General features: G+C 71.3%; 24 protein-coding genes. 11 read left to right on the forward strand and 13 right to left on the reverse strand.

From position 1 onward, the window contains the following. The first annotated feature begins 45 nt into the window (after window positions 1-45). The 4 genes from N4G70_RS07615 to N4G70_RS07630 all read left to right on the forward strand — a co-directional run bounded on the left by N4G70_RS07615 (window position 46) and on the right by N4G70_RS07630 (window position 3139). The gene (locus N4G70_RS07615) at window positions 46-1290 is read left to right on the forward strand and encodes a carbohydrate-binding protein (RefSeq protein ID WP_261711700.1); all 1245 of its coding nucleotides are present in this window, start codon (window positions 46-48) and stop codon (window positions 1288-1290) included. Window positions 1291-1420: 130 nt separating this feature from the next. Continuing rightward, the gene (locus N4G70_RS07620; protein WP_261711701.1) at window positions 1421-1891 is read left to right on the forward strand and encodes an LPXTG cell wall anchor domain-containing protein; all 471 of its coding nucleotides are present in this window, start codon (window positions 1421-1423) and stop codon (window positions 1889-1891) included. Between the two features lie 67 nt (window positions 1892-1958). After that, complete coding sequence (locus N4G70_RS07625; RefSeq protein WP_261711702.1) at window positions 1959-2615, forward strand: RNA polymerase sigma factor; 657 nt, start codon at window positions 1959-1961, stop codon at window positions 2613-2615. Further along, window positions 2612-3139, forward strand: coding sequence for a hypothetical protein (locus N4G70_RS07630; protein ID WP_261711703.1), 528 nt, complete (start codon window positions 2612-2614; stop codon window positions 3137-3139). Before N4G70_RS07625 ends, N4G70_RS07630 begins: the two co-directional genes overlap by 4 nt. Before the next feature lie 3 nt (window positions 3140-3142). Here the strand turns inward: N4G70_RS07630 and lepB are convergent, their stop codons facing one another. The 3 genes from lepB to N4G70_RS07645 form a co-directional block, all read right to left on the reverse strand. Then, entirely contained in the window at window positions 3143-3985 is an 843-nt protein-coding gene (lepB, locus tag N4G70_RS07635; protein WP_261711704.1) for a signal peptidase I, read from the reverse strand. A 156-nt stretch (window positions 3986-4141) separates the two neighbouring features. Then, complete coding sequence (locus N4G70_RS07640) at window positions 4142-5248, reverse strand: esterase family protein (protein ID WP_261711705.1); 1107 nt, start codon at window positions 5246-5248, stop codon at window positions 4142-4144. Window positions 5249-5458: 210 nt separating this feature from the next. Continuing rightward, window positions 5459-6217 carry an N-acetyltransferase gene (locus N4G70_RS07645; RefSeq protein WP_261711706.1) on the reverse strand — a complete coding sequence of 253 codons (759 nt, stop codon included), beginning with the start codon at window positions 6215-6217 and terminating at the stop codon, window positions 5459-5461. A 349-nt stretch (window positions 6218-6566) separates the two neighbouring features. On the opposite strand from N4G70_RS07645, the gene N4G70_RS07650 reads away from it, so the two are divergent. Continuing rightward, window positions 6567-8276, forward strand: a complete 1710-nt coding sequence (locus tag N4G70_RS07650) for a ricin-type beta-trefoil lectin domain protein (RefSeq protein WP_261711707.1) — start codon at window positions 6567-6569, stop codon at window positions 8274-8276. An 8-nt stretch (window positions 8277-8284) separates the two neighbouring features. Here N4G70_RS07650 and N4G70_RS07655 read toward each other — a convergent pair whose 3' ends face one another. Then, entirely contained in the window at window positions 8285-8875 is a 591-nt protein-coding gene (locus N4G70_RS07655) for a Type-2Aa cytolytic delta-endotoxin (RefSeq protein WP_261711708.1), read from the reverse strand. A gap of 283 nt (window positions 8876-9158) precedes the next feature. Between N4G70_RS07655 and N4G70_RS07660 the strand changes: the two genes are divergently transcribed. The 3 genes from N4G70_RS07660 (at window position 9159) to N4G70_RS07670 (ending at window position 13850) form a co-directional block, all read left to right on the forward strand. Continuing rightward, window positions 9159-10646: an aldehyde dehydrogenase family protein gene (locus N4G70_RS07660; protein ID WP_261711709.1), complete on the forward strand. Its 1488-nt coding sequence runs from the start codon at window positions 9159-9161 to the stop codon at window positions 10644-10646. An 89-nt stretch (window positions 10647-10735) separates the two neighbouring features. Next, window positions 10736-12286 carry an APC family permease gene (locus N4G70_RS07665; protein WP_261711710.1) on the forward strand — a complete coding sequence of 517 codons (1551 nt, stop codon included), beginning with the start codon at window positions 10736-10738 and terminating at the stop codon, window positions 12284-12286. After that, window positions 12258-13850, forward strand: coding sequence for a GMC family oxidoreductase (locus N4G70_RS07670; protein WP_261711711.1), 1593 nt, complete (start codon window positions 12258-12260; stop codon window positions 13848-13850). Before N4G70_RS07665 ends, N4G70_RS07670 begins: the two co-directional genes overlap by 29 nt. 58 nt (window positions 13851-13908) lie before the next feature. On the opposite strand, the gene N4G70_RS07675 is transcribed toward N4G70_RS07670, so the two are convergent. Continuing rightward, a complete protein-coding gene (locus N4G70_RS07675; RefSeq protein ID WP_261711712.1) occupies window positions 13909-14382 on the reverse strand; it encodes an Lrp/AsnC family transcriptional regulator in 474 nt (157 codons plus the stop codon). 59 nt (window positions 14383-14441) lie between these two features. Between N4G70_RS07675 and N4G70_RS07680 the strand changes: the two genes are divergently transcribed. Continuing rightward, on the forward strand, window positions 14442-15659 hold the full coding sequence (locus N4G70_RS07680) for a PLP-dependent aspartate aminotransferase family protein (protein WP_261711713.1): 1218 nt from the start codon (window positions 14442-14444) through the stop codon (window positions 15657-15659). Window positions 15660-15715: 56 nt separating this feature from the next. On the opposite strand, the gene N4G70_RS07685 is transcribed toward N4G70_RS07680, so the two are convergent. Beyond that, window positions 15716-16225: a hypothetical protein gene (locus tag N4G70_RS07685; protein WP_261711714.1), complete on the reverse strand. Its 510-nt coding sequence runs from the start codon at window positions 16223-16225 to the stop codon at window positions 15716-15718. Between the two features lie 239 nt (window positions 16226-16464). On the opposite strand from N4G70_RS07685, the gene N4G70_RS07690 reads away from it, so the two are divergent. After that, complete coding sequence (locus N4G70_RS07690; protein WP_261711715.1) at window positions 16465-18693, forward strand: RICIN domain-containing protein; 2229 nt, start codon at window positions 16465-16467, stop codon at window positions 18691-18693. Here N4G70_RS07690 and N4G70_RS07695 read toward each other — a convergent pair. From N4G70_RS07695 to N4G70_RS07715, 5 genes are all read right to left on the reverse strand, one after another. Further along, window positions 18690-19088 carry a PPOX class F420-dependent oxidoreductase gene (locus tag N4G70_RS07695; protein ID WP_261711716.1) on the reverse strand — a complete coding sequence of 133 codons (399 nt, stop codon included), beginning with the start codon at window positions 19086-19088 and terminating at the stop codon, window positions 18690-18692. The two genes, N4G70_RS07690 and N4G70_RS07695, sit on opposite strands and share 4 nt — an antisense overlap. 82 nt (window positions 19089-19170) lie before the next feature. Further along, window positions 19171-19641 carry a hypothetical protein gene (locus N4G70_RS07700; RefSeq protein ID WP_261711717.1) on the reverse strand — a complete coding sequence of 157 codons (471 nt, stop codon included), beginning with the start codon at window positions 19639-19641 and terminating at the stop codon, window positions 19171-19173. A 79-nt stretch (window positions 19642-19720) separates the two neighbouring features. Beyond that, a complete protein-coding gene (locus N4G70_RS07705; protein ID WP_261711718.1) occupies window positions 19721-20161 on the reverse strand; it encodes a hypothetical protein in 441 nt (146 codons plus the stop codon). 71 nt (window positions 20162-20232) lie between these two features. After that, entirely contained in the window at window positions 20233-20973 is a 741-nt protein-coding gene (locus N4G70_RS07710) for an SDR family oxidoreductase (RefSeq protein ID WP_261711719.1), read from the reverse strand. Window positions 20974-21091: 118 nt separating this feature from the next. Next, entirely contained in the window at window positions 21092-21580 is a 489-nt protein-coding gene (locus N4G70_RS07715; RefSeq protein ID WP_261711720.1) for a MarR family winged helix-turn-helix transcriptional regulator, read from the reverse strand. Window positions 21581-21717: 137 nt separating this feature from the next. Here N4G70_RS07715 and N4G70_RS07720 point away from each other — a divergent pair, with 137 nt between their 5' ends. Further along, window positions 21718-22134, forward strand: coding sequence for an organic hydroperoxide resistance protein (locus N4G70_RS07720; RefSeq protein ID WP_120725947.1), 417 nt, complete (start codon window positions 21718-21720; stop codon window positions 22132-22134). Between the two features lie 33 nt (window positions 22135-22167). Here N4G70_RS07720 and N4G70_RS07725 read toward each other — a convergent pair whose 3' ends face one another. Both N4G70_RS07725 and N4G70_RS07730 read right to left on the reverse strand, forming a co-directional pair. Next, window positions 22168-23121, reverse strand: coding sequence for an NAD-dependent epimerase/dehydratase family protein (locus N4G70_RS07725; protein WP_261711721.1), 954 nt, complete (start codon window positions 23119-23121; stop codon window positions 22168-22170). 271 nt (window positions 23122-23392) lie between these two features. Further along, on the reverse strand, window positions 23393-24901 hold the full coding sequence (locus N4G70_RS07730; RefSeq protein ID WP_261711722.1) for an MFS transporter: 1509 nt from the start codon (window positions 24899-24901) through the stop codon (window positions 23393-23395). Window positions 24902-24965: the final 64 nt, after the last annotated feature.

Raw genomic sequence — 24965 nt, forward strand, 5'->3', positions numbered from 1 at the left:
ACCGGCCAATTCTGGGAGCTCCTCCCACCCCCAGGAGACCTCGACATGAAGCCACTTCGTGCTCTCCTCTGCGGCGTCGCCAGTGCCGCGCTGGCCGCGGCCGGGCTCACCGCCCTCGTCGCAGGCCAGGCCTCCGGCGCCCCCGCGGACGCGGCGGGGCTCGGCAGCCGCTGGTACGCCGCCGCGCCCTATCTGATGCCCCTGGACAACGACCCGCCCAGCGCCACCGCCATCATGGACGCCACCGGCCTCAAGGCCTTCCAGCTCGCCTTCGTCCTCGCCCCCAACGGGGGCGGGTGCAGCCCGAGTTGGGGCGGCACGGCGCCCGTCTCCTCGGACACCGCGGTCGCCGCGACCATCTCCGCCATCCGCGCCAGGGGCGGCGACGTCTCGGTCTCCGTGGGCGGCTACGGCGGCACCAAGCTGGGCCAGAACTGCTCCGACGCGGCCTCCACCGCCGCCGCGTACCAGCAGGTCATCACCAAGTACCAGCTCAAGGCGATCGACTTCGACCTGGAGGAGCCGGAGTACGAGAACACCGCCGCCATCTCCCACGAGATCGGCGCCGCCAAGATCCTCCAGCAGAACAACCCGGGCCTGTATGTGTCGGTCACGACCGCCGGAACCGCCGACGGCACCGGCTGGTTCGGCAAGCAGATGCTGAACGAGGCCAAGACCCAGGGCTTCGTGCCGGACAACTTCTCGATCATGCCGTTCGACGGCGGCTTCAGCGGCGCCGCCGCCCAGACCGCCGCGCTGACCGCGTTCAACTCCGTACTCCAGTCCACCTTCGGCTGGTCCGCCGCGACCGCCTACGCCCACGAGGGCTTCTCCGGAATGAACGGCCGCAGCGACTCCGGAGAGTACTTCTCCCAGAGCGACTTCCAGACAGTGCTCGACTACGCCACCGGCCACGGCATGGCGCGCTTCACCTTCTGGTCCCTCAACCGCGACCGCCAGTGCACCCCGCCGGACAACAACGGCAGGACGTCCGGGACGTGCAGCAGCGTTCCCCAGGCGGCCTGGGACTTCGCCAAGTACTCGGTGAGGTTCGCCGGAGCGACCCCGCCCAACTCGCCCCCGCCCTCGTCCCCGACGCCGTCCTCGCCGACACCCTCCGCGCCCGGCGGCACCTGCGCGGCGGCGGCCTGGAGCTCGAGCGCGGTCTACACCCAGGGCAACGAGGTCTCCCACGGCGGCCACCAGTGGAAGGCCAAGTGGTGGACGCAGAACGAGGAGCCGGGGACCACGGGGCAGTGGGGGGTGTGGCAGGACGAGGGAGCCTGCTGAACCTCCCGGACGCGACGACCGCCGGAACGGAAGTTTTTCCGGACCGGCGGCAACCCCGGGTCCCGCCGGGCGTCGTCAAGGGTGAAGGCGCAGGTACCGCGTCTTCCCCTCGACCGTGGAGAAGCACAACGTGACCGTTCCCCAGCACCGACCCGCCCAGCCCGTCTCGCGCGGCCCCCGCCGTCGCGCCGGTTTCGCGACGGCGACCGGTCTGCTCCTGGCCCTCGCCATCCCCGCGCTCGCCGGCACCGCGCACGCCGACGCACCGAGCGCCGGGCCCAGGCCCGCTGCCGTCGCGGCCGAGCCGAGCAGCGCCCCCTCCTCGCCGGTCAAGCGGCCGGGCAAGAACGCGCAGCCGCCCGCGCCCTCGACCGCGCGGCCCGAGGCGAGCGCCCCGCCGGCCGAGGGCCCTGCCGTGCGGCCCGAGGGGAGCGCCCCGCCGGCCGGGCCCGCCGCCGCCCCCGCGCCCTCCGACCAGAAGGAGCTCGCCCATACTGGTTCGTCCACGACCAACACCGCGATGGGGGTCGGAGCCGGCGCGCTCATCCTGACGGGCGCCGGCGCCCTCTACGCCGTCCGGCGGCGGCAGCAGCAGAACTGAAGCACCCGGGCAACGGCCCCGCCTCTCCCAGGAGGGGCGGGGCCACGCCCGCGTATCCGAGGAACTGATGGAGCACACCGTCGCCCCGCACCCGGCCCTCTTCACCCCCCGCGCGCTCGCGCCCCGGTGGCGCGGGCTGCTGCGCCGTGGCCGGACCGAACCCCGAGCCCTGCGCGCGCGCCCGCCGGTACCCGGCGGCCCGAGCGCGTTCACCGGCGTGCACGGGCCCGACGCGGGGCCGCCCACCCTCAGCGAGCTCTACCACGCCCACCGCCTCGCGATGGTGCGTCTCGCCGTCATGCTGGTCGACGACCGGGCCACCGCCGAGGACGTCGTCCAGGACGCCTTCACCGCCCTGTACCGGCGCCACGGCGAGCGCGTCGAGGAGATCGACAACGCGCTCGCCTATCTGCGCACCGCCGTCGTCAACGCCTCGCGGTCCGTGCTGCGCCGCCGCCGCACCGCCCGCGGCTACACCCCGCCCCACGAACCGGACGCGCCCTCGGCGGAGGAACGCGTCGTCCTCGACGAGGAACACCGCGAAGTCCTCGCCGCGCTCGGGCAGTTGACGGTGCGTCGGCGCGAGGTGCTCGTCCTGCGGTACTGGAGCGACCTCACGGAGGCGGAGATCGCGACGACCCTCGGCATCAGCCGGGGCTCGGTGAAGTCCATCGCGAGCCGGGCCCTCGACTCGCTGGAGAAGATCCTGGAGGCACGGGCATGAGCGGCCACGGGAACGGGCCCGGAATCCCCGAGCGCCCGGTCGAGAGGCGGCTGCGCGCCGCGCTGGCCGCCCGTGCGGACAGCATCGCGCCCGGTGATCTGCGCCCCGCCGATCCGCCGGGCCGGCCGCTGCGCCGCGCCCCGCTGGCCCGGCTGCGCCGGCGCCGTTTCGCCCTGCCGCTGGCCGCCCTGGCCACGGCGGCGGCCATCGCGGCCGGCTGGTTCACCCTGGCCCCCGGGCCCGACGTGCGGCGCCCCCTGCCGGCCGGCTCGCCGGGCCCGGTCGAGCCCCCGCCGACGCATGGCCCGCCCACCCTCGTCCCGGCGACGCCGACGCCGACGCCGGTCCCGGCGGAGCCTCCGGCGGCCCCCAGCCGTACGCCCTCCGTCGACCGCTCCAGGACGCCGGGCGGGGAGCCGGTCCCCAACCCCTCGACGCCGTCGGCCGATCCGGGCAGGGAAGGCCCGCGGCGCGGGACGACACCGGCCGGGTCGGCCCCGCCGTCCCGGCCGCCGGGCCGCTGAGCGTCAGACCTCGCGGGCCGCCGCGCGCCCGCGCCGCCACAGGACCGCGGGCACCGCGCCCACCAGGGCGAGCGCATCGGGTGCGAGGGCGGCCGCCGTGTTGATCCCGGGCCGGTCGAAGGTGTCCGGGACGGGCAGCGTCGCCCAGTGCGACAGGGGCCAGGCGACCACGAAGGCGCGGCCGACCGCCTGGTCGACGGGGACGAATCCGTGGTTCTTGTCGGCCTGGTGGTAGCGGGAGTCCTCGGAGTCCTGCCGGTGGTCGCCCATCATCCACAGCGTGCCGGCCGGGACGGTGACCTTGAACCGGCCGCCCCGGGTGTCGTCGGAGCAGGGCGTGTTCCCGGGGAAGACATAGGGCTCGGTGAGCGGCTTGCCGTTGACGGTGAGGGGGCCGGCGCCCTTGCACTCCACGGTGTCACCGCCGACCCCGATGACCCGCTTGATCAGGTCGTGCTCGTCCGCCGAGGGCATGACGCCGACGAACGACAGCGCCTTCTGGACGATGTTCGGGTGCGAAGTGGGCTCGCCGGACAGCCAGTTGTCGGGATCGTGGAAGACGACGACCTCGCCGCGCTCGGGCTCCGAGCCGAACCACGGGGTCAGCTTGTCGACGAGGACGCGGTCGCCGGGCTGGAGCGCGTTCTGCATGGACTCCGACGGGATGGAGAACGCCTGCACCAGGAACGTCTTGATGAGCAGCGCGAGCACCAGCGCGGCCACGACGAGGATCGGCAGCTCCTTCCAGAAGGAGCGGTGTTTGGCCGGCCGGGAGCGGTGCGGCCCACCGGAGTCCTCGCCGCCGGCCCGGGGGCCTCCGTCCGCGCCGACCGCTGAATTCCCCACGCCCGCTCCTTCGTTCGTACCTCACCCACGCGCCCGCGGCGTGGATGCCCGACCTGCCCGGTGAACGGTAGTTCCCGGCGGCCCGGATCACCGGGGGCCCCGCTCGGTGTTCGGCGGCATTCCTGCATCCGAAGGACACGGCGCGGCGGAGGCGGTTCAGGAGGCGGGCTCGGGCCCCTGCATGTGAGCGCTGATCCACTGGATGAGTCCGCCGTTGGCCATGTTCGGCACGTACGTCTTGGCGTTGTGGCCGCCGCCCTGGATGACGCTGAGCTTCGTCTTGACCGGACCCTTGGTGTACTTGGCGATGAACTCCTCGATCTTCGGCTTGGCTTGCGCGTCGGAGCCCACGGTGCCGACCTGGAAGGCCAGATAGACGTCGGGGCTCTTCGCGGCGATCAGCTTCTGGGCGAGGAGGTTGGGGTTGTTCTCCGCCTTCTCCTTGTCGTGCCCCGCCCACAGCCGGGAGTCGGGGACGATGTCGGGGCCCGACGCGATGACGGCCTTGAACTGGCCGGGCTTCTGCAACACGCTCTTGAGGCCGGCGAACCCTCCGGTCGACGAGCCCATGAAGGCCCAGCCGTCACGGGACTTGACCGTACGGAAGTTGGCCTTGATGAGGTCGGGCACGTCCTCGGTGAGCCAGGTGCCCATTTTGGGCTGGCCGGGAATGTCACTGGCGTCCCAGTACAGGCCGCCCGTGTCCGGATGGGGGTTGAGGACCGGCATCGCGAGGATGAAGGGGAGGCTCTTGCCCTCCTTGGACCACTGGGAGATGCTCGCCTCCAGCTTGAGGTCCGTGCCCATCCAGTAGTTGGAGGGGTAGCCGGCGCCGCCCGGCAGCGCGACCATCACCGGGAAGCCGCTCTTGGCGTACTTCGGGTCCTTGTACTCCGGCGGGACCCAGACCCAGACCTTGCCCGTGAACCCGGACTTCTTGCCCTCCAGGGTCGTCACGGCGATCTTGGTGCCGTTCTCGGGAACCGTGCCGGCCACCGTGAACTTGGCTTCGGGACCGGTCGGCATGAGCACCTTGGAGTTGGCCGACCTGCCCCCGTCACCACCCCCGGGCTTGTCGCCCCCGCCGCCCTGCCCGAAGCTGATCGCGTCACCCTTGTCGGAGAAGACGTCGAAGTAGTTCAGGACGGGCCACGCGATCAGGCCGAGCACGGTGACGGCGACCAGGCCGAGTATCCAGCGCTTGGCGCGGATGGCCCGGCGGTGGCCCCGAGACTGGTAGGCCCCGTGGCGGGGGTGGGTCATTGCGATCGCTCCGGGTGGTTCTGTGGCCCAAGGGCATGCCTGTTCGTTCCACCAGGGCTGATGGGCGGGAAGGGGCAAAGGGTTCCGGATTTGTCTTACAAATCTTGTGAAAGTGACCGATCCGCTCCGGTGAGGACCGGGTGGCGCCCTCGCCGTCCGCCCTCCCCCCTTCCCGCGACCTGCCCGCCCCCGTGAGCGGCGCCCCTTCTGTCAGGGGCGCAGTCCGTGACGTACCCAGACGTTGGGTTCCACATAGCTCACCCGGTCATGGCGGGTGTCACAGTGCACCGGAACCAGGGCCGCCGGGACCTCGATCTCGCCGTCCCGGTCGAAGGGGAGGCCGGTCCAGCGGCGCCACTCGGCCGGGGTCCCGCTCACCGTCATGGAGGCGGCGGCCGCCTTCTCGATCGTGCCGCCCGCCTTGACGTGGACCCGCAACCACGGATCGGTGGGCAGCCCGTCGTCCCTGACCTCGCGCAGGTACTCGGCCATGGGAAGGCGGGGCCGCAGATGCTTGGCCGTCGGACGCACCGGCGCGACCAGAGCGGCGAGCCCCTGGCGTTTCACCGCCTCGCGCATCGCGGCCAGCATCCGGTAGGAGAGGCCGCGCCCCAGGTGACCGACGTCGATGGTGATCTCCAGGGCGCTCGCCGTGGTCACGGCACGGCCGCGCCGAAGGTCGTCGAAGGCCCACGCGAGGACCTGGTCCCAGCCCCGGTCCGGCATCTCCTCGCGCCCTTCGAGCGCCGCGTTGAACGGGACGCTGAACCCCCGGGCGATCACCCGGCCGCCCTGGGTGGCCACCACGCAGTACTGCGGGAACTCCTCGGGCACCCGGCTCAGCAGGGCGTAGCCGACCAGGTCCCGGGCGATGAACTCCGGCCAGGTGTCGTCGATGTCGTAGACGCGGGTGGCCAGTTCGGGCCGTTCGGCGAGGGTGCCGATCTCTATGTCGTCGCTGTGAGTCACGATCGGGAGCCTGTCAGAAGCCGCGGGGCCCCGCCAACGCTTTCCGCTCGGGGCCCTTCATCGCGCGCCCGGCCCCGCCGACGGGCCGCCGGGCGCGAAGGCCGAGCCATGTGCGCGTCGCCCGCCAACGGCCCGAGCGCGGACACGCGGTGGCAATGCCGGGCCCGGCGCGGGTGGAGGCGGATGCTTGTCTCTGCTCGTCCGAGGGGAGCCATTGACAAGAACGAGCGCCAGTACTGCACTGGCGGGTGCCCTCCGGCAGGCTCGAGCGCCGGCGGGATCGGCACCTTCCCTGCCGCCTACGCATCCCGCCCGGGCCGCGAACGGCCGGGCCAGGAAGGAATCTGTCGTGCCGTCACTTCCTACCCGGCGCCGGAGACTCGCCGTACTGCTGGCCACTCTGCTGGCCGTTCCGCTGACCGCGACCGGAGCCTTCGCCGCCGCGACCCCGTCGGCACCCGGGGCCCTCGCCCACAGCAGCCCGCTCGCCGCCACCCCGCCCATGGGCTGGAACAACTGGGCGCACTACATGTGCGACATCAGCGAACGGACCGTGCTGCACAACGCCGACGCCCTGGTCTCCACGGGCCTCGCCGCCAAGGGCTACGACACGGTCACCGTGGACGACTGCTGGATGGCCAAGAACCGTGACAGCGCGGGCGGCCTCGTCGCGGACCCGGTGCGCTTTCCGCACGGCATGGCCTGGCTCGGCTCCTATCTGCACGCGCGCGGCCTGAAGTTCGGCATCTACGAGGACGCGGGCTCGGCCACCTGCGAGGGATACCCCGGCAGCGGACGGCCCCAGGGCGGCGGCCCCGACCACTTCGCGCAGGACACCGACACCTTCGCGTCCTGGGGCGTGGACTACCTCAAACTCGACGGCTGCAACATGTACGTCGCCCCCGGCCAGACCAAGGAAGCCGCCTACCGTCAGGCGTACGACGCCGAGGCCGCCGCGCTGCGGGACTCCGGGCGGGACATCGTCTTCTCCGAATCGGCGCCCGCCTACTTCCAGCCGGACCAGGAGTGGGGCACCCGGGACTGGTTCTCGGTGCTCTCGTGGGTCGGGCAGGACGGCCAGCTCTGGCGCGAGGGCACGGACATCGTGGTGTACGACCCGCGCAAGCCCGACGCGAGCCGCTGGGCGAGCGTGCTGCACAACTACGGCTACAACCGCTGGATCGGCCGCTACGCCGGGCCCGGCAACTGGAACGACCCGGACTTCCTGCTGGCCGGCGACCCGGGTCTGACCGCCGACGAGTCGCGCAGCCAGGTGGCGCTCTGGTCGATGATGGCCGCCCCGATGATCCTCTCCTCCGACGTGGCCGCCCTCACCCCGGCCGGGCTCGCGGCCCTGTCCAACGACGGGCTGCTCGCCGTGGACCAGGACCCCCTGGGGCGCCAGGCCGGGGTGGTCGCCACCAACGGCACCACCGATGTGCTGGCCCGTCCGCTCGCGGGCGGCGACCGGGCCGTCGCCGTGCTGAACCGGTCCTCCTCGGCCCGGAGCGTGACCACGAGCCTCGCCTCCATCGGCCTGCCGGGCTGCGCGGTGAGCGCCAGGAACCTGTGGACCGGGGCCCGTTCGACCACGTCCACGGCGCTGACCGCGACCATCGCGGCCCACGGCACCGCGATCTGGCGGCTCACCCCGGGCGCCGGCTGCGCCCCCGCCGTGCCCACCGGTCAGCTGACCGGCAACGGCGCCAACTGCGCGGACGTGTCCAACAGCGGTATCGCGGACGGCACTTCGGTGCTCCTGCGGCCCTGCACCTCCCACGCCAACCAGCGCTGGAGCCTGGCCGGCGACGGCACCGTACGGGCGCTCGGCAAGTGTCTGACGGCCGCCGGTTCCCGCGCGGGCAGCGCCGCCGTCCTGTCGTCCTGCACGGGCGCGGGCGCCCAGCACTGGAGCACCGACCGGGACGGCATGCTGATCAACGCCGCATCGGGGCTGTGCCTCGATGTGTACGGAGGCGGCACGGCGAGCGGCACCAGGATCGACACCTGGAACTGCGGTGACCACCAGGCCAACCAGACCTGGGCGCTGCCCGTGTGAGGGAGGGCTCAGAGGGCGGGGGCGAGGTCCTGTCGCACGCTGATCGCGTCGAGGCGGAGCGTGACCGCCGCGGTGTCCTCGGCGCCCAGCGACAGGAACGTCGCCCGGTCGGCGGCGACGGTCACCTCGACCCGGAAGGCGACCACATACAGCTGGGCGCCGGTCTCCTCGTCCTGGAGGGCGAAGAGAAGGTGGGCGAAGTAGCGGGTGCCCTCCGCGCAGTCCTGGAAGGAGAGGTGCGGCGCCCCCTCCTGTGCGCCGATGAACACCCCGGCCAGCGCGGCATCCGCCTTCTCCCAGAAGGCGGGGTTGGCGAAGGGTTCGACCAGCGCCTGGCGCACGGCCTGCCGAAGGGTGAGGACCATGACCTGGAGAGGCGCCGTCTCCTGGAGACCGAAGCCAGGGATGATCTTGACGACGGAGCTGTTCGGCAGGGCCCGCGCGGCCGACCGCACGGCCGCGAAGTCGAAGTCGCCGACGGCCGGTGCGATCGCCTCCTGAAGGGCGGTCTCGGCGGCCCGCACCTGGTCCAGCGCCTCGGGGCCCACTTCGACGACCGTCCTGAAGGCGGCCCTTGTGCTGATGGCCCGGTCAACCATGGCTGCTCCCGCGGGGATTGGAAGTGATCAATCGCAGACGCGTCAGTATGCACAAGCGGTCCCGAACGGGCGGAGCGGTCTCACCATCCGTACGCGCAGGGCCCTGGGGGAGTGACCGGGTCCCGCGCCCGTGACCGAAGGTAACCAAGCACACCACTCTGACCTGCATAAACCACGGAAAGTGACACCCGTCACGTCGGGTGATTTTTTCGGCATGTTCCCCGCATACCGGGGAAGGGGCGTCGGTGGCCCTGACCCAGCACCGCATCGGAGGATCCGAAACATGCCCGAACTCTTCATCGACGGCCAGTGGAAAGCCGCCGTCGACGGGCGGACCCGTGAGATCCGGTGTCCCGCCGACGGCACTCCGGTCGCCACCGTCGACGAAGCGGGCCCCAAGGACACCGCCGCCGCCATCGCCGCGGCCCGAGCCGCCTTCGACCACGGGCCGTGGCCGAGGACGGCCCCGGCCGAGCGCGGTGCGCTCCTGCTGCGCGTCGCCGAACTCCTCGTCCGCGACAAGGAGTCGCTCGCGCGCTCCGAGTCGCTCGACACCGGCAAGCGCCTGGTGGAGTCCCGTTACGACATGGACGACATCGCCAACTGCTTCCGCTACTTCGCCACCCTGGTCACCGCGCAGGGCGCGGGCCGCGTGGTCGACACCGGGAACCCGGTCGTCGACAGCCGCGTCGTGCAGGAGCCGGTGGGCGTCTGCGGGCTGATCACGCCGTGGAACTATCCGCTGCTCCAGACCGCCTGGAAGGTCGCCCCGGCGATCGGCGCGGGCAACACCTTCGTCCTCAAGCCCAGCGAACTCACCCCGCACACCGCCATCCACCTCATGAAGCTCCTGGAGGAGGCGGGCCTGCCCGCGGGTGTCGCCAACCTCGTGCTGGGTGCGGGCGCCGAGGTGGGCGCGCCGCTCGCCGAGCACCCCGACGTCGACCTCGTCTCCTTCACCGGCGGTCTGGTGACCGGCCGCGGCATCATGGCGGCCGCCGCGCCCACCGTGAAGAAGGTCGCGCTCGAACTCGGCGGCAAGAACCCCAACATCGTCTTCGCCGACGTCGCCGCGACCGAGGCGGGCTTCGAAGCCGCCGTGGACAACGCGCTCACCGCCGTGTTCCTGCACTCCGGGCAGGTCTGCTCGGCCGGCACCCGGCTCCTGGTCGAGGACGCGCTGCACGACCGGTTCGTGGACGAACTGGTGCGCCGCGCCCGGCTGATCCGGCTCGGCGGCCCCTTCGACGACCGCGCCGAGACCGGCCCGCTGATCTCCGCCGCCCACCGCGACAAGGTCGAGGCGTACGTCGCCGCGGGAATCGCCGAGGGCGCCGTGCTGCGCTGCGGTGGCGAGCGCCCCGACTCCCCTGATCTGGAAGGCGGTTACTACTACCCGCCGACCATCCTGGACGAGTGCCGGGCCGACATGTCCGTCGTGCGGGACGAGTCGTTCGGGCCGGTCCTGACCGTCGAGCGCTTCACCGACGAGGACCAGGCCGTGCGCCTGGCCAACGACACCGTCTACGGCCTGGCCGGCGCGGTATGGACCACCGACGAGGCCAGGGCCCGTCGCGTCGCGGCCGCGCTCCGGCTCGGCACCGTGTGGATCAACGACTTCCACCCGTACGTCCCGCAGGCCGAGTGGGGCGGTTACAAGCAGTCCGGGACGGGGCGTGAGCTCGGGCCCGCGGGCCTGGCCGAGTACCAGGAGACCAAGCACATCTGGCGCAACACCGCCCCCGAACCCCAGCGGTGGTTCGAGAGCTGACCCGCTGATCCACGACCGGCCGTTCCTCCGGGACGGCCGGTCACCGCACCGTGCCCCCTCCTGCACCCCTGCCACCTTGGAGTCTGGTCATGAGCATGACGAAGGATGACGACGATCTCCGGGAGTTCGGTTACAGACCCGAACTCAAACGCACCCTCGGCAACTTCCACACCTTCGCCGCCGGCATCAGCTACATCTCGATCCTCACCGGCACCTTCCAGCTGTTCTACTTCGGCTTCGGCTTCGGCGGCCCCGCCTACTGGTGGTCCTGGCCGCTGGTTTTCGTCGGGCAGCTCATGGTCGCCCTGTGCTTCGCCGAACTCGCGGCCAAGTACCCGGTCGCCGGCTCGGTCTACAACTGGGCCAAGAAGCTCGGCGGTCCGCACGTCGGCTGGCTGGCCGGCTGGATGATGCTGATCGCCTCGATCGTGTCGATCGCCGCGGTGGCGCTCGCCTACCAGGCGACCCTGCCGCAGATCTCCAAGGTCTTCCAGATCGTCGGCGACGGCACCGGCACCTACGACGTCGCCACCAACGCGGTGATCCTCGCCGCCGTGCTCATCCTCTTCACCACGCTGGTCAACGCGTTCGGCGTCAAGCTGATGGCCCGGATCAACACGGCGGGCGTCTTCCTCGAACTCGTCGCCACCGTGGTGCTGATCGTCCTGTTCGCCGTCCACGTCGTGCGCGGCCCGAGCGTGGTGCTCGACACCCACGGCCACGGCGGCAGCGGCAGCTTCGGTTACATGGGTGCCTTCCTCACCGCGGCACTGGCCTCCGCCTATGTGATGTACGGCTTCGACACCGCCGCCTCCCTCGGCGAGGAGTCGGTCGACCCGTCCCGCAACGCGCCCCGCGCGATCCTGCGGGCGCTGCTCGCCTCCTTCGTGCTCGGCGGACTGATCCTGATCCTCGCCCTGATGAGCGTCAGCAGCCTCGACGGCAAGGGCATCACCAGCGACGGCCTCCAGTACGTCGTTCTCGACGTCCTCGGCGACACCGGCGGCAAGTTGATGCTCTGGTGCGTCCTGATCGCGGTCACCGTCTGCGCGCTCGCCGTGCACACCGCCGCCATCCGCCTCGCGTTCGCGATGTCCCGGGACAACAACCTGCCCGCCGCCTCCCTGATGGCCAAGGTCAGCCCGCGCTTCCAGACCCCCGTGCTGCCCGCCGTCGTCATCGGCGTACTGGCCCTCGCGATCCTGCTGGTGAACATCCGCCAGCCGCAGATCTTCTCGGTCGTCACCAGCATCGGCATCATCATGATCTACGTGGCCTATCTGCTGGTCACCGGCCCCATGCTGGTCGCCCGGCTGCGCGGCACGTGGACCCCGGCCGGCGACGGCAAGTTCTCCCTCGGACGCTGGGGTCTGCCGGTGAACATCCTCGGCGTGCTGTGGGGCGGCGCGATGACCGTCAACCTGGCCTGGCCGCGCGCCGAGGTGTACAACGCCACCGCCCCCTACCACTGGTACCTGCGCTGGGGCGCCTTCCTGTTCGTCGGAGCCGTCCTGCTCGGCGGCTTCGCCTACTACTGGTTCGTCCAGCGCCACAAGACCGGTGTCCTGTCGAGCCACGCCGCATCGGAGAACGAAAGTGAGTCGCAGACCCATGCCGACACAGTCCACACAGCCCTCTGAAACCCCCGCCCGCACCGAGGAGTTCGACTACGTCGTGGTCGGCGGCGGCACCGCGGGCAACGTGGTCGCGGCCCGGCTCAGCGAGGACCCCTCGGTGACGGTGTGCGTCCTGGAGGCCGGGCCCTCCGACGTAGGCGACGACAACATCCTCCAACTCGACCGCTGGATGGGCCTGTTGGAGTCCGGCTACGACTGGGACTACCCCGTCGAGCCGCAGTCCCACGGCAACAGCTTCATGCGCCACGCCCGCGCCAAGGTGCTCGGCGGCTGCTCCTCGCACAACTCCTGCATCGCGTTCTGGGCGCCCGCCGAGGACCTCGACGCCTGGGAGGCGGCGGGCTGTACGGGCTGGGGCGCGGCCGACATCTTCCCGCTCTACCAGCGCCTGGAGACCAACGACGCCCCCGGCGACCACCACGGCCGCAGCGGCCCGGTGAAGATCCGCAACGTCAAGTCGGCCGACCCCTGCGGCGCCGCGCTGCTGGAGGCGTGCGCCCAGCAGGGAATCCCCACCACGCAGTTCAACGCCGGCAAGACCGTCGTGAGGGGTGCCAACTGGTTCCAGATCAACTCCGACGAGAACAACATCCGCCAGTCGTCCTCGGTGGCCTACCTCCACCCCGTGATGGACAAGCGGCCCAACCTCGTCGTCCGCACCGGGGTGCGCGCCAAGAAGCTCGTCATCGACGCCAACCGCCGCTGCACCGGTGCCGAGTACCTCGACCCGGACCTCATCCACACCCGCACGGTGACGGCCCGCCGCGAGGTCATCGTGTCCTGCGGCTCGATCGACACCCCCAAGCTGCTCATGCTGTCGGGCATCGGACCCGCCGCCCATCTGCGCGAGGTGGGCGTGGACGTCCTCGTGGACGCCCCCGGCGTCGGCGAGAACCTCCAGGACCACCCCGAGGGCGTCATCATGTGGGAGGCCAAGCAGCCCATGACGACGGCCTCCACCCAGTGGTGGGAGATCGGCATCTTCGCCGACACCCAACCCGGCCTGGAACGGCCCGACTTGATGTTCCACTACGGCCAGGTGCCGTTCGACATGAACACCGCGCGGTACGGCTACCCGACCACCGAGAACGCGTTCTGTCTCACCCCCAACGTGACACAGGCCAAGTCGCGCGGCACCGTACGCCTTCGCACCCGCGACTACCGCGACAAGCCGATGGTCGACCCGCGCTACTTCACGCACGAGCACGACGAGCGGGTCATGACGTACGGCCTGAAGCTGGCCCGCGAGATCGCGGCGCGGCCCGCGCTCAGCGGCTGGGCGGGCGCCGAGCTCGCCCCTGGCCCGGACGTACGCACCGACGACGAGCTGCTCGACTACATCCGCAAGACCCACAACACCGTCTACCACCCCGCGTCCACGGTGAAGATGGGCGCCGACGACGACGCCATGGCGCCGGTCGACGCGCGGCTGCGGGTCAAGGGCATCGACGGACTGCGGGTGTGCGACGGGTCGGTCATGCCGGACCTGGTCACGGTCAATCCGTGCATCACCACCATGGCGATCGGCGAGAAGTGTGCCGACCTCCTCAAGGCCGACGCGCGCTGACACCCGCCGACCGGCTCCGGGCGCCCCGACAGGGCCCGGGGCCGGACCGGTTCGGCGGCTAGGACGGGGGCAGCAGCGGGCCGCAGTCCCACTGCTGGAAGATCAGCCGGGTCTCCACCCGGGCCACCTCCGGCCGTGAGGTGAACTCGTCGAGGACCAGCCGCTGGAGGTCCGCCGTGTCCGCGACCGTCACGTGCACCAGATAGTCGTCGGGCCCGGTCAGATGGAACAGCGACCGGGACTCCGGCAGCGCCCTGACCCGCTCCACGAACGGGCCGATCAGATCCCGCCGGTGCGGGCGCACCTGCACCGACAGCAGCGCCTGGAGTCCCCGGCCCAGCTTCGCCGGGTCGACGCGCAGCTGATATCCCAGGATGACCCCGGCGCGGCGCAAGCGGGCGACGCGGTCCAGGCAGGTCGAGGGGGCCACGCCGACCTCGGCGGCCAGATCGCGGTAGGTCGCGCGGGCATCGTTTTGCAGGAGCCGCAAAATGTGCAGATCCACCGGGTCCAGTACGACGGATTCGGCCATGGCCCGAACGTAACACGGAGTACGACGCCCGGTGCCCGTCACCTGTTCACAGTGGACGCATGGACGCCGACACCACCACCGTGGACGCCAGAGCAGTGGACACCCTCGCCGTGCACGCGGGCCGCGAAGACCTCGCCGGCCTCGGACTGCACGCCCCGCCGATCGACCTGTCCACCACCTACCCCTCCTACGACAGCAGGGGCGAAGCCGCCCGGATCGACGCCTTCGCGGCCACCGGCGAGGCCCCCGAGGGGCCGCCGGTCTACGGCCGGCTCGGCAACCCCACCGTCGCCCGCTTCGAGACGGCGCTGGCCCGCCTGGAGGGCACCGAGTCCGCCGTCGCCTTCGCCAGTGGCATGGCCGCGCTCTCCGCCGTGCTGCTCGCCCAGCACGCCACGGGCCGGCGCCACGTGGTCGCCGTACGCCCCCTGTACGGATGCAGCGACCACCTCCTGACCGCGGGGCTGCTTGGCACCGAGGTCACCTGGGCCGATCCGGAGGGAGTCGCGGACGCGCTGCGCCCCGACACCGCGCTCGTCATGGTGGAGAGCCCCGCCAACCCCACCCTCGCGGAGGTGGACCTGGCGGCGCTCGCCGCAGCGTGCGGCACGGTTCCGCTGCTGGTCGACAACACCTTCGCCACGCCCGTCCTCCAGCGCCCGGTGGAGAGCGGCGCCCGCCTCGTGCTGCACAGTGCGACCAAGTACCTGGGCGGTCACGGGGACGTCCTCGGCGGGGTCGTGGCCTGCGACGAGGCGTTCGCCCGCAGGCTGCGCCAGATCCGCTTCGCCACCGGTGGCGTCCTGCACCCGCTCGCCGGCTATCTGCTGCTGCGCGGCCTCGCCACGCTGCCCGTCCGGGTCCGGGCCGCCTCGGCGACCGCCGCGGGGCTCGCGGCGCGGCTGGCGGCGGACCCCCGGGTGCTGCGCGTCCACTATCCGAAGGTGGGCGGCGCCATGGTGGCGTTCGAGACGCTCACCGACCCGCACGAGGTGATCGCCCGGGTCCGTCTGATCACTCCCGCGGTGAGCCTCGGCAGCGTCGACACCCTCATTCAGCACCCCGCCTCGATCAGCCACCGCATCGTGCCCGAGGACGACCGGGCCTCCAGCGGGGTCAGCGACCGCCTGCTGCGCATGTCGGTCGGTCTTGAGGACGCCGGGGACTTGTGGCGCGACCTGGATCAGGCGCTGGGGGAGTCCCTCGCAACTCCCTTGCAGAACAGTGGAGTTAAGAGCCTGGACACGAGCCTGGAGGCCCAGCTCGCCGACGCCTGAGACCCTGGCGGGGGAGGCGGGGTCGTCCCGGCCTCCTCCGCCGTGGCGATGGCACTTCAGCCGGTCGTCGTGTTCCGGCTGAACTCGTCCTTGCCGAAGCCGTCCCAACTGACTTCCAGTTTGGCCCCGTTGAGCTTGGCCGTGCCCCTGGTGCGGGTGGTGTTCTTGTCGGGGCAGGTCAGCCGCAGCGTCGCCGTACCGGCGGCGCTGTTCGCCGTTCCGCTGCACAGGTGCTCACCGAGCACGGACGCGGTCTTTCCCTTGATGACGAGGGCGACGGGCTTGCCCTGGGTGACGGCGACCCACTCCCCGTCGATCCCGCCGCCCGTGGACCCCGACCCAGTGCCACCCCCCTTGCCGTGAGCGGGAGTTGAGACCCCGGGCGTGGCCGGCGTTCCGGCCGATGACCCGCTGCCCGTCGACGCCGTTCCCGACGCCGGCGTCGACGCCGTTCCCGACGGCTTGTCCGACGCCCGGTCCGAACCGTCGCTGCTGCACCCCGCGAGGACAAGAGCGGCGGTGAGCCCCACGGAGGCGAGGGCGGTGGTACGCGAGAAGCTGTGCACTGCTGATCGTCCCCTTGCGACGCGCTTTCCGGACGCGTCAAGCTACCAGCCACCCGCCGCGCGTATCCGGACTTCTTCCGTACGTGAACTCTTGACGGGTGCGCCGGGCCCTCCTAACTTCACACCTTGAAGAAAGCCGTGAACCCCATGCGTCCCCGACGGCGCTCCCGCACACCCCTCGTAACTCCTCCCGTACACCCCCCACTTGCCGCGTTCACCCCGCGGAACAGGAGAGACGTATGAGAACATCCGGACCTTCCGCTCGGCTCCGGCCCGGGCATCGCGCCGCCCGGCCCACCCCGCTGCTCGCCCTGGGTGCCCTGCTCGCCTCTCTCGTCTCCGCGACCGCCCTCGCCCCGGCCGCGCACGCCGCCGCTCCGCCCACGGGCTGGGTCACCGTGGCCGCCGGGAACAGCGGCAAGTGTGTGGACGCGGCCGCCGCCGGCACCGCCGACGGCACGGCCGTCCAGCAGTACGCCTGCAACGCGAGCACCGCACAGCAGTGGCAGTTCCAGCCGGTCGGCGACGGATACGTCCGCGTCGCCAACCGCAACGACGCGAGCAAGACGTGGGACGTCACCGACGTGTCCCGGGCCGACGCCGCTCCCGTCCAGCTCTGGACGTACGGCGGCGGCGCCAACCAGCAGTGGCTGCCCGTCCAGGAGGCGGGCGGCGCCTACCACTTCGTGAACCGCAACAGCGGCAAGTGCCTGGACGTGCCGGGCGCCTCGACGGCCGACGGCGCCCGGATTCAGCAGTACGCCTGCAACGGCACCCGCGCCCAGTCCTTCAGCCTGGACGGTGTCGGCAACCCCCAACCCCCTTCAGGGACACCGGACTTCGGGCCCAACGTGACGGTCTTCGACCCGTCGATGCCGGCCTCCGCCATCCAGGGCAGACTCAACCAGGTCTTCGCCCAGCAGGAGAAGAACCAGTTCGGCACGGAGCGCTACGCCCTGCTCTTCAAGCCCGGCACCTACAGCGCCGACGCCAACGTGGGTTTCTACACCCAGGTCGCCGGCCTCGGCCTCTCGCCGGACGACGTCACCATCAACGGCGCCGTCCACGCCGAGGCCGACTGGTTCCAGGGCAACGCCACCCAGAACTTCTGGCGCTCGGCCGAGAACCTGTCCGTCAACCCCACCGGTGGCAGCGACCGTTGGGCCGTTTCCCAGGCCGCGCCCTACCGCCGTATGCACATACGCGGCGACCTCCAGCTCGACGACGGCGGCTGGTCCAGCGGTGGGTTCATCGCCGACTCGAAGATCGACGGACAGGTCCGCTCCGGCTCCCAGCAGCAGTGGCTGTCACGCAACACGCAGTGGGGCGCCTGGAGCGGCTCCAACTGGAACATGGTGTTCGTGGGTGACGTCAACGCGCCGTCCAACTCCTTCCCCCACCCGCCCTATACGACGGTCGCGAAGTCACCCGTGACCCGCGAGAAGCCCTTCCTGTACGTGGACGAGGCGGGCGCGTACAAGGTGTTCGTGCCCGCCCTGCGGAGCAACACCCAGGGCACCACCTGGGCGTCGGGCGGCAACCAGCCCGGCAGCTCCCTGGGGATCGACACCTTCTTCATCGTGAAGCCGGGCGCCTCGGCCACCGACATCAACCAGGCACTGGCCCAGGGCAAGAACCTGCTGTTCACGCCCGGCGTCTACCACCTCGACCAGACGCTGAACGTGACCCGGGCCGACACCGTGGTCCTCGGGCTCGGCCTCGCCACCCTGGTCCCGGACAACGGCATCACCGCGCTGGACGTGGCCGACGTCGACGGGGTGAACGTGGCCGGACTCCTCATCGACGCGGGCACCACCAACTCCCCGACCCTGATGCGGGTCGGACCGAGCGGAGCGGGCGCCCGGCACACCACCGACCCGACCTCGCTGCACGATGTGTTCTTCCGGATCGGCGGCGCCGGAGTGGGCAAGGCCACCCAGAGCCTCGTCGTCAACAGCTCCGACGTCATCGGCGACCACATGTGGCTGTGGCGCGCCGACCACGGCAGCGGTGTCGGCTGGGCCGGCAACACCGCCGCCAACGGCCTGATCGTGAACGGCACGGCGGTGACGATGTACGGGTTGTTCGTCGAGCACTACCAACAGCATCAGGTCATATGGAACGGCAACGGCGGACGCACCTACTTCTTCCAGAACGAGATGCCGTACGACCCTCCGGGCCAGAGCTCCTGGATGAACGGCTCGACCCGCGGCTACGACGCCTACAAGGTGGCGAGCGGGGTGACCAGTCACGAGGCGTGGGGGCTCGGCAGTTACTGCTTCTTCAGCGCCAACCCCTCGGTGGTGGCCGAGCGGGCCTTCGAGGCGCCCGCGTCCTCCGGCGTCCGCTTCCACGACATGGTGACGGTCTCCCTCGGCGGCACCGGCACCATCAACCACGTCATCAACGACCGCGGTGGCCCCTCCAACTCCGCGACCAACGTGGCGAACCTGGTCTCGGGTCCCTAGCCCGCGGGCACATCGTCGAGGGTGATCCGGACGGCCACCGTGCCCTGCGTGCCGCGCCGCAGCCGGCTGCCGAGCAGGGTGAGCCGTCCGAGCACCCCGTACTTGCGGCGCAGCAGCGCCCGGCAGGCCTCGGCGGCGGCCGCGTCGCAGATCACCGCGATCGCCCGGTGCTGCTCGCCGGTGGGGTTGCCGCGCACGTCGCAGGGGCCGACCAGCACCTGCGGCCGGTTGCGGATGCGTTTGACCTTCCAGGAGTCCGCCACCGTCCAGATCACCAGGGCGTCCTCGTCCCGCACGACCCACACCGGGGTGGGGACGCCCGTGCCGTCCTTCTTGTAGGTCGTGACGAGCAGATACTTCCCGGCGCCGAGCCGGTCCAGCACATCATCGCTCATGGCGCCGTCCTCAGGGTCCGTGGAGAAAGGTCGAAGGGCCTTTGTAGCAGGCGGGAACCACCGGCGGACCGATCGCCGGTTCCTACAGTGCCGCCACCACGCCGCGGACGCAGAGGGCGACGACGGTGAGCACGGCGAGGATGACCAGCCAGGACGCCATGCCGGTGTGTCGGCCCGAGCGCGCGGGCTTCCTGGACCGTCTCGTCGTGGCCTTCTTCGCCCGGCCGGGTCTCGACGGTCTCGGGGCGCCGTCGGACGCGGCGTCCACGGCGGTCTCCGCGAGCAACCTGCGGCAGACGGCGGCGAGTTCGTGCCGGCCGCCGGTGAGGTCGGCCACTGTCTCCGAGCGGGCCGGGGCGGTGGTGCCCCCGTCCAGGATGCGGCCCGCGCGGATCAGGACCTGGTCCTGGCCGCCGGTGGGGGAGAGGCTGATCCAGCGTTCGACGTGCGGGCCCCGGATGACCACCGTGCCCGAGCGCTCGCGGTAGAGCGTGTACTCCCGCCACAACAACCCGGCCAACTCGCCTGCGGTCTCCCGTAGTTGCGCGCTCACGCTTCCCCCGTCGCCCCTGAACAATCGAACAAGCATCGCACTCTAGCGGGAGCGGGGACGCGCTGCGAACCGGGGTGGCTCACTCCGCCGGTTCGACCTCCAGATAGTGGTGACGGCGCGGTCCGCGGTACTCCAACGCCACCCATCCCAGCGGCCGGAGCACCCCTGCGCACCGCCGCAGCTCCTCGTTCGCCGCGTACTCGGCGCCACTGCCCGGCGGCCCGAGCCACTCCACGTGGACGGCGCGGGCCCCCTCGACGGCGCTGACGCGGTAACCGGTGGCACATCGCTCGCCCTGCCCGTCGACGGCGGACGCCGGGAGGCCCGCAGCCTCCAGAGCGAGCGCGACCGCCCGCACCGGCCTGAGCCGCTCCCACTGCGCGGGGCCCGAGACGTTCATGACCCGCCGGATGTTCAACAGTCCCTCGAAGGCGGTGCGCACGGCGGCCCTCCGGCCCGCGCCGACCGCCAGGGGCCCGTCCCCCGTGGCCGCCTCGAACGGCTCCGCCACCTCACTCATCCGACCACCCCCTCCAATCTCAGGATGCTGGCCCTCACCACACGCTGTCGAGCGCGGCGTGGGCCGCCGTGTCACCGCCCGCCGGCCACGCGAAGGATCGCACCGCTTGTGTACGAGGCGTCGGGCGACAGGAGCCAGGCGACGGCGGCGGCAACCTCGGACGCCTCGCCGGCACGGCCGAGCGGGATGGCCGGGGCCATCCTGGCCGGGCGTTCGGGATCGCCCATCGTGGCGTGCATATCCGTGTCGATGAGGCCCGGCGCGACCGCGTTGACGCGGATGCGGTCCTGGCCGAGTTCCTTGGAGAGCCCGATCGTCAGGGCGTCGGTGGCCGCCTTGGACGCGGCGTAGTGGACATACTCCCCGGGGCTGCCGAGCGTGGCCGCTCCCGAGGAGATGTTGACGATGGCGCCCCCGCCGACGGCCGCCATGTCACGGGCGGCCCGTCGGCAGCACAGCAGATAGCCGAGGAGGTTGACGTCGACCACCCGGCGCAGATCCTCCGTACGGGCATCGGCGAGACGGCCGAGCGGACCGGTGACACCGGCGTTGTTGACCAGGCCGGTGACGGGCCCCAGTTCCGCCGCCGCGGTGTCGAACAGCCGCTCCACGTCGGCCTCTTGGGAGGTGTCGGCCCGCACGGTGACGCACCGGGCCCCAGCCGCGCGCACCTGATCGGCCACCTCGTGTGCGGCCGCCTCATTGCTGACGTAGCCGAGGGCCAGGTCGTGCCCGTCGGCCGCGAGCCGGACGCAGGTCGCCGCGCCGATCCCGCGACTGCCGCCAGTGACGATGGTGACCGGACGAGCCATGTGCTGCCTCCCGAGCTCTGCGCTGTTTACGCCGTAAGTGTGCAGGGTGCGCAGGTGAGCCCAGTCGGGCGGGGCAACCCTTCCCCGTGGTGAGGGCACATAGGGGCCGCGCACATTGCTAGCGGTCCGGCGATGGGTGTGTCGCCGCCGCGGTGTCGAGGCCCTCCGTGAGCGTGGCCAGGAGGGTGCGCAAGGTGTGGAAGTCCTCCGGGGGGAGATTGACGGCCCGCGCGATGTGGTGCGGCACCGCCAGCGCGCGCTCCCGCAGGGCCGTGCCCTGTTCGGTGAGGCGGATGGTGACGGAGCGCTCGTCGGCCCGGCTGCGCCGGCGCTCGACGAAGCCCGCCGACTCCAGGCGCTTGAGCAGGGGCGACAGCGTCCCGGAGTCGAGCCGCAGCTTCTCGCCGATGCTCTTGACCGGCAGCTCGCCGTGCTCCCACAGGGTCAGCATCACCAGGTACTGCGGATAGGTGAGCCCCAGGTCCTTCAGGAGCGTGCGGTAGACGCCGTTGAAGGCGCGCGAGGCCGCGTGCAGGGAGAAGCAGAGCTGGAGGTCGAGCCGCAGATAGTCCTCGTCGTGCGGGCGGGCGGGGGGCGTGGTCACCATGCGACCAGGCTAGCACTCACGCCATTTAGTTGTGCACAACTTAATTGTGTGTTTAAGTTGATCCCGGGAAAGCCGAGGCTTCCCCGTACGGAGGCCGTACCGGCCCCGTCCGGATGGATACGAGAGGAACCGATCCCATGGACGCGCTCTACACCGCAGTGGCGACCGCCAACGGCCGCGAGGGCCGCACCGTCAGCTCCGACGGCCAGCTCGACCTGCCGCTCGCCTTCCCGCCGGCCCTCGGCGGCAACGGTCAGGGCACCAACCCCGAGCAGCTCTTCGCCGCCGGGTACGCGGCCTGCTTCGCCAGCGCGATGGGCTCGGTCGCCCGTCAGCTGAAGCTCGACGTCAAGGACGTCTCGGTGACCGCGGAGGTCGGCATAGGCAAGGACCCGTCCGACGGCGGCTTCGGCATCGGCGTCGTCATGCGCGTCGAGCTGCCCGAGCACCTGGAGGGCGACAGCGGCGCGAAGCTCGTCGAGCTCACCCACGCCGCCTGCCCGTACTCCAAGGCCACCCGCGGCAACATCCCCTTCGAGATCGTCATCGAGTAGTACCGCGAGCCGATGGCGACCATCGGGTCGCGCTCAGGCGTGGCGGGCCAGCAGGCCCCGGTACCACGCGAGGGTGTCGTCGAGGGTGTCCCCCATGGGGACGGGCGCGGCGCCGAACGCGGCCTCGAAGGCGCCCGAGTGCATGATCTGCGGCTCGGTGTGCTGGTAGAACATCTCGGCGTACGCGTCCATGAAGACCTGGTCGAACGGGCCGAAGGGGCGCGGTTCATCGAGGGTGACGATCTTCAGCGGCCGGCCGACCCGGTCCTCGATCATCCCCAGCACCTCGCGGGTGGTCAGGGCCGACGCCGTGGGGAGGTGCCAGACCCGCCCGTCGCCGCGCGGGTTCTCGCCCAGTGTGGCGAGCCCGGCGGCCACCGCGCGGATGTCGGTGTAGCTGTGCGGCAGATCGATGTCGCCCATGGTGAGCACCTCGTCGCCGGTGAGCGCTCCTGGAAAGACGGCAGCGCCGAGCGTGGAGTTGAGGACCCCGGGGCCGACGAAGTCGGCGGACCGGCCGAGGACCACCGAAGCGCGCCCCTCCCGGTGCGCCGCCAGATAGTTCTCGTCGAGCCGGGCGCGCATCCTGCCCTTGAGGGTGGTGGCGCGCCACGGGGTGTCCTCGGTCATGACCTCCCCGTGTGTGTGGCCGTACGGGTAGAGCGTGTCCAGCACGACCAGACGCGCGCCCGCCTCCTCGACGGCGCCCAGTACCGCCCGCTGGATCCGGGGCATGACGTCGAGCTGGAGCTGATAGGCGACATTGACGCAGTGGTGGACGACGCCGGCCCCATGGATGGCGGCGGCGGCTCCCTCCGGGGTCGAGACATCGCCCTTGAGGCGCTCAACTCCCGCTATCTCGGGCCCACTTGCGGACCTGTCGACGAGTCGGACCGGGTGGCCCCGGTGGGCGAGCTCGGTGGCGAGCGCGGTGCCGGCCGGGCCCGAGCCGAGGACCACATGCAGATCGCTGTCCGTGTGTGCCATGACGCATCCCCTCGCATCCGGACGGTGTGCAGTCCGGGCTTGTTATGTGCAGTGCCGTTAGTTAGAGACTATAACGCTCGTGATGGTGGGCTGCAATGGGGATGTGCCATAAGTGCTGTGGTTCGGGCGTCGCCGCCCCGTACGGCCTGTGCGGGCCCATGGGGAGCGGCGGGGCGAGGGCCGACAAGGGCAGCGAAAAGCGGGCGGTGGCTTGCGCACACCGCCCGCTGGAGAGGGCCGCCCGCCCCGCTTGAGCGGGAGCGACCGTGCCTCAGGTCGCCGTCGCCTCCGAGGTGGTCGTGCCCTCGCCCGCCGACGCGCGACGCGCGGACAGCGGGGCGGCGATGTCCTCCAGGGACTTGCCCTCCGCGTCGATCGCGAGGAACGCCGCCACCACTCCGGCCGTCGTCATCAGGGCCGCGCCGACGCTGAAGGCGAGCACCGCGTCACCCACCACACCGCTGGAGGTCAGTGCCGAGAAGACCAGCGGCCCCGAGATGCCGCCCGCGGCCGTCCCGATCGCGTAGAAGAAGGCGATCGCCATCGCCCTGGTCTCCATCGGGAAGATCTCGCTCACCGTCAGGTACGCGGAACTGGCACCCGCCGAGGCGAAGAACAGCACCACACACCAACACGCCGTCATCGTGGTCGCGTTGAGCCAGTCCTGGGCGAAGAACCACGCGGTGACGAAGAGCAGCAGCCCCGAAAGGACATACGTCCCGGCGATCATCTTGCGCCGGCCCACGGTGTCGAAGAGCTTGCCGAGCAGCAGCGGACCCAGGAAGTTGCCGAATGCGATCACGGCGAAGAAATAGCCGGTGGTCCCGCTCGACACGTCGAAGAACTTCACCAGGATCGAGCTGAACCCGAACGTGATCGCGTTGTAGAGGAACGCCTGCCCGATGAACAGGGAGAAACCGAGCACGGCCCGCTTGGGGTACGAGCGGAAGAGCGTGCGGGCGATCTCCAGGAATCCCACACTCTCGCGCTGCTCGATGGTGATGGAGCTCCCCGGCTCGGGAAGCGGCTCGCCGATCTCCTGCTCCACCGTGTGTTCCACATCGTCGAGCAGCCGCTCCGCGCCCTCCTCCTTCCCGTGGATGAACATCCAGCGCGGGCTCTCCGGTACGTGCCGGCGCACCAGCAGGATCACCAGGCCGAGCACCACCCCGAGCGCGAAGGTGAGCCGCCAGCCGATGTCCTTCGGCAGGATGTCCGTGTTGAGGGCGAGCACCGAGAGGAGCGCCCCGCCCATCGCGCCGAGCCAGTAACTGCCGTTGATGATGAGGTCCACCCGGCCCCGGTACTTGCTCGGGATCAGCTCGTCGATGGCCGAGTTGATGGCTGCGTACTCGCCGCCGATCCCGAAGCCGGTGAAGAACCGGAACAGGAAGAACCACCACGCGCTGAAGGACAGCGCCGTCATGGCGGTGGCGGCGAGATAGACCGCGAGGGTGACCAGGAACAGCTTCTTGCGCCCGAACCGGTCGGTCAGCCAGCCGAAGAACAGCGCCCCCGCGCAGGCGCCCCCCACATACAGGGCGGCGCCCAGGCCGGTGACCTGGGCGTCGGTGATCGCCAGACCGCTGCCGTGCTCCGAGAGCCGGCTCGCGATGTTCCCGACGACGGTGACCTCGAGACCGTCCAGGATCCACACGGTGCCGAGGCCGATCACGATCATCCAATGCCAGCGTGACCAGGGCAGCCGGTCCAGCCTGGCCGGTACGGATGTGGTGATGGTTCGCCGCCCTGGCTCCGGGCCCCGCACCGTATCGCTCATGAACTGCCTCCTGCCGCCGCGAGCCGAAACGCACCTGCCGGACGCGAGTACCCGGCGTTCACCG

The organism is Streptomyces sp. ASQP_92, from assembly GCF_025399895.1.
Lineage (GTDB): Bacteria > Actinomycetota > Actinomycetes > Streptomycetales > Streptomycetaceae > Streptomyces.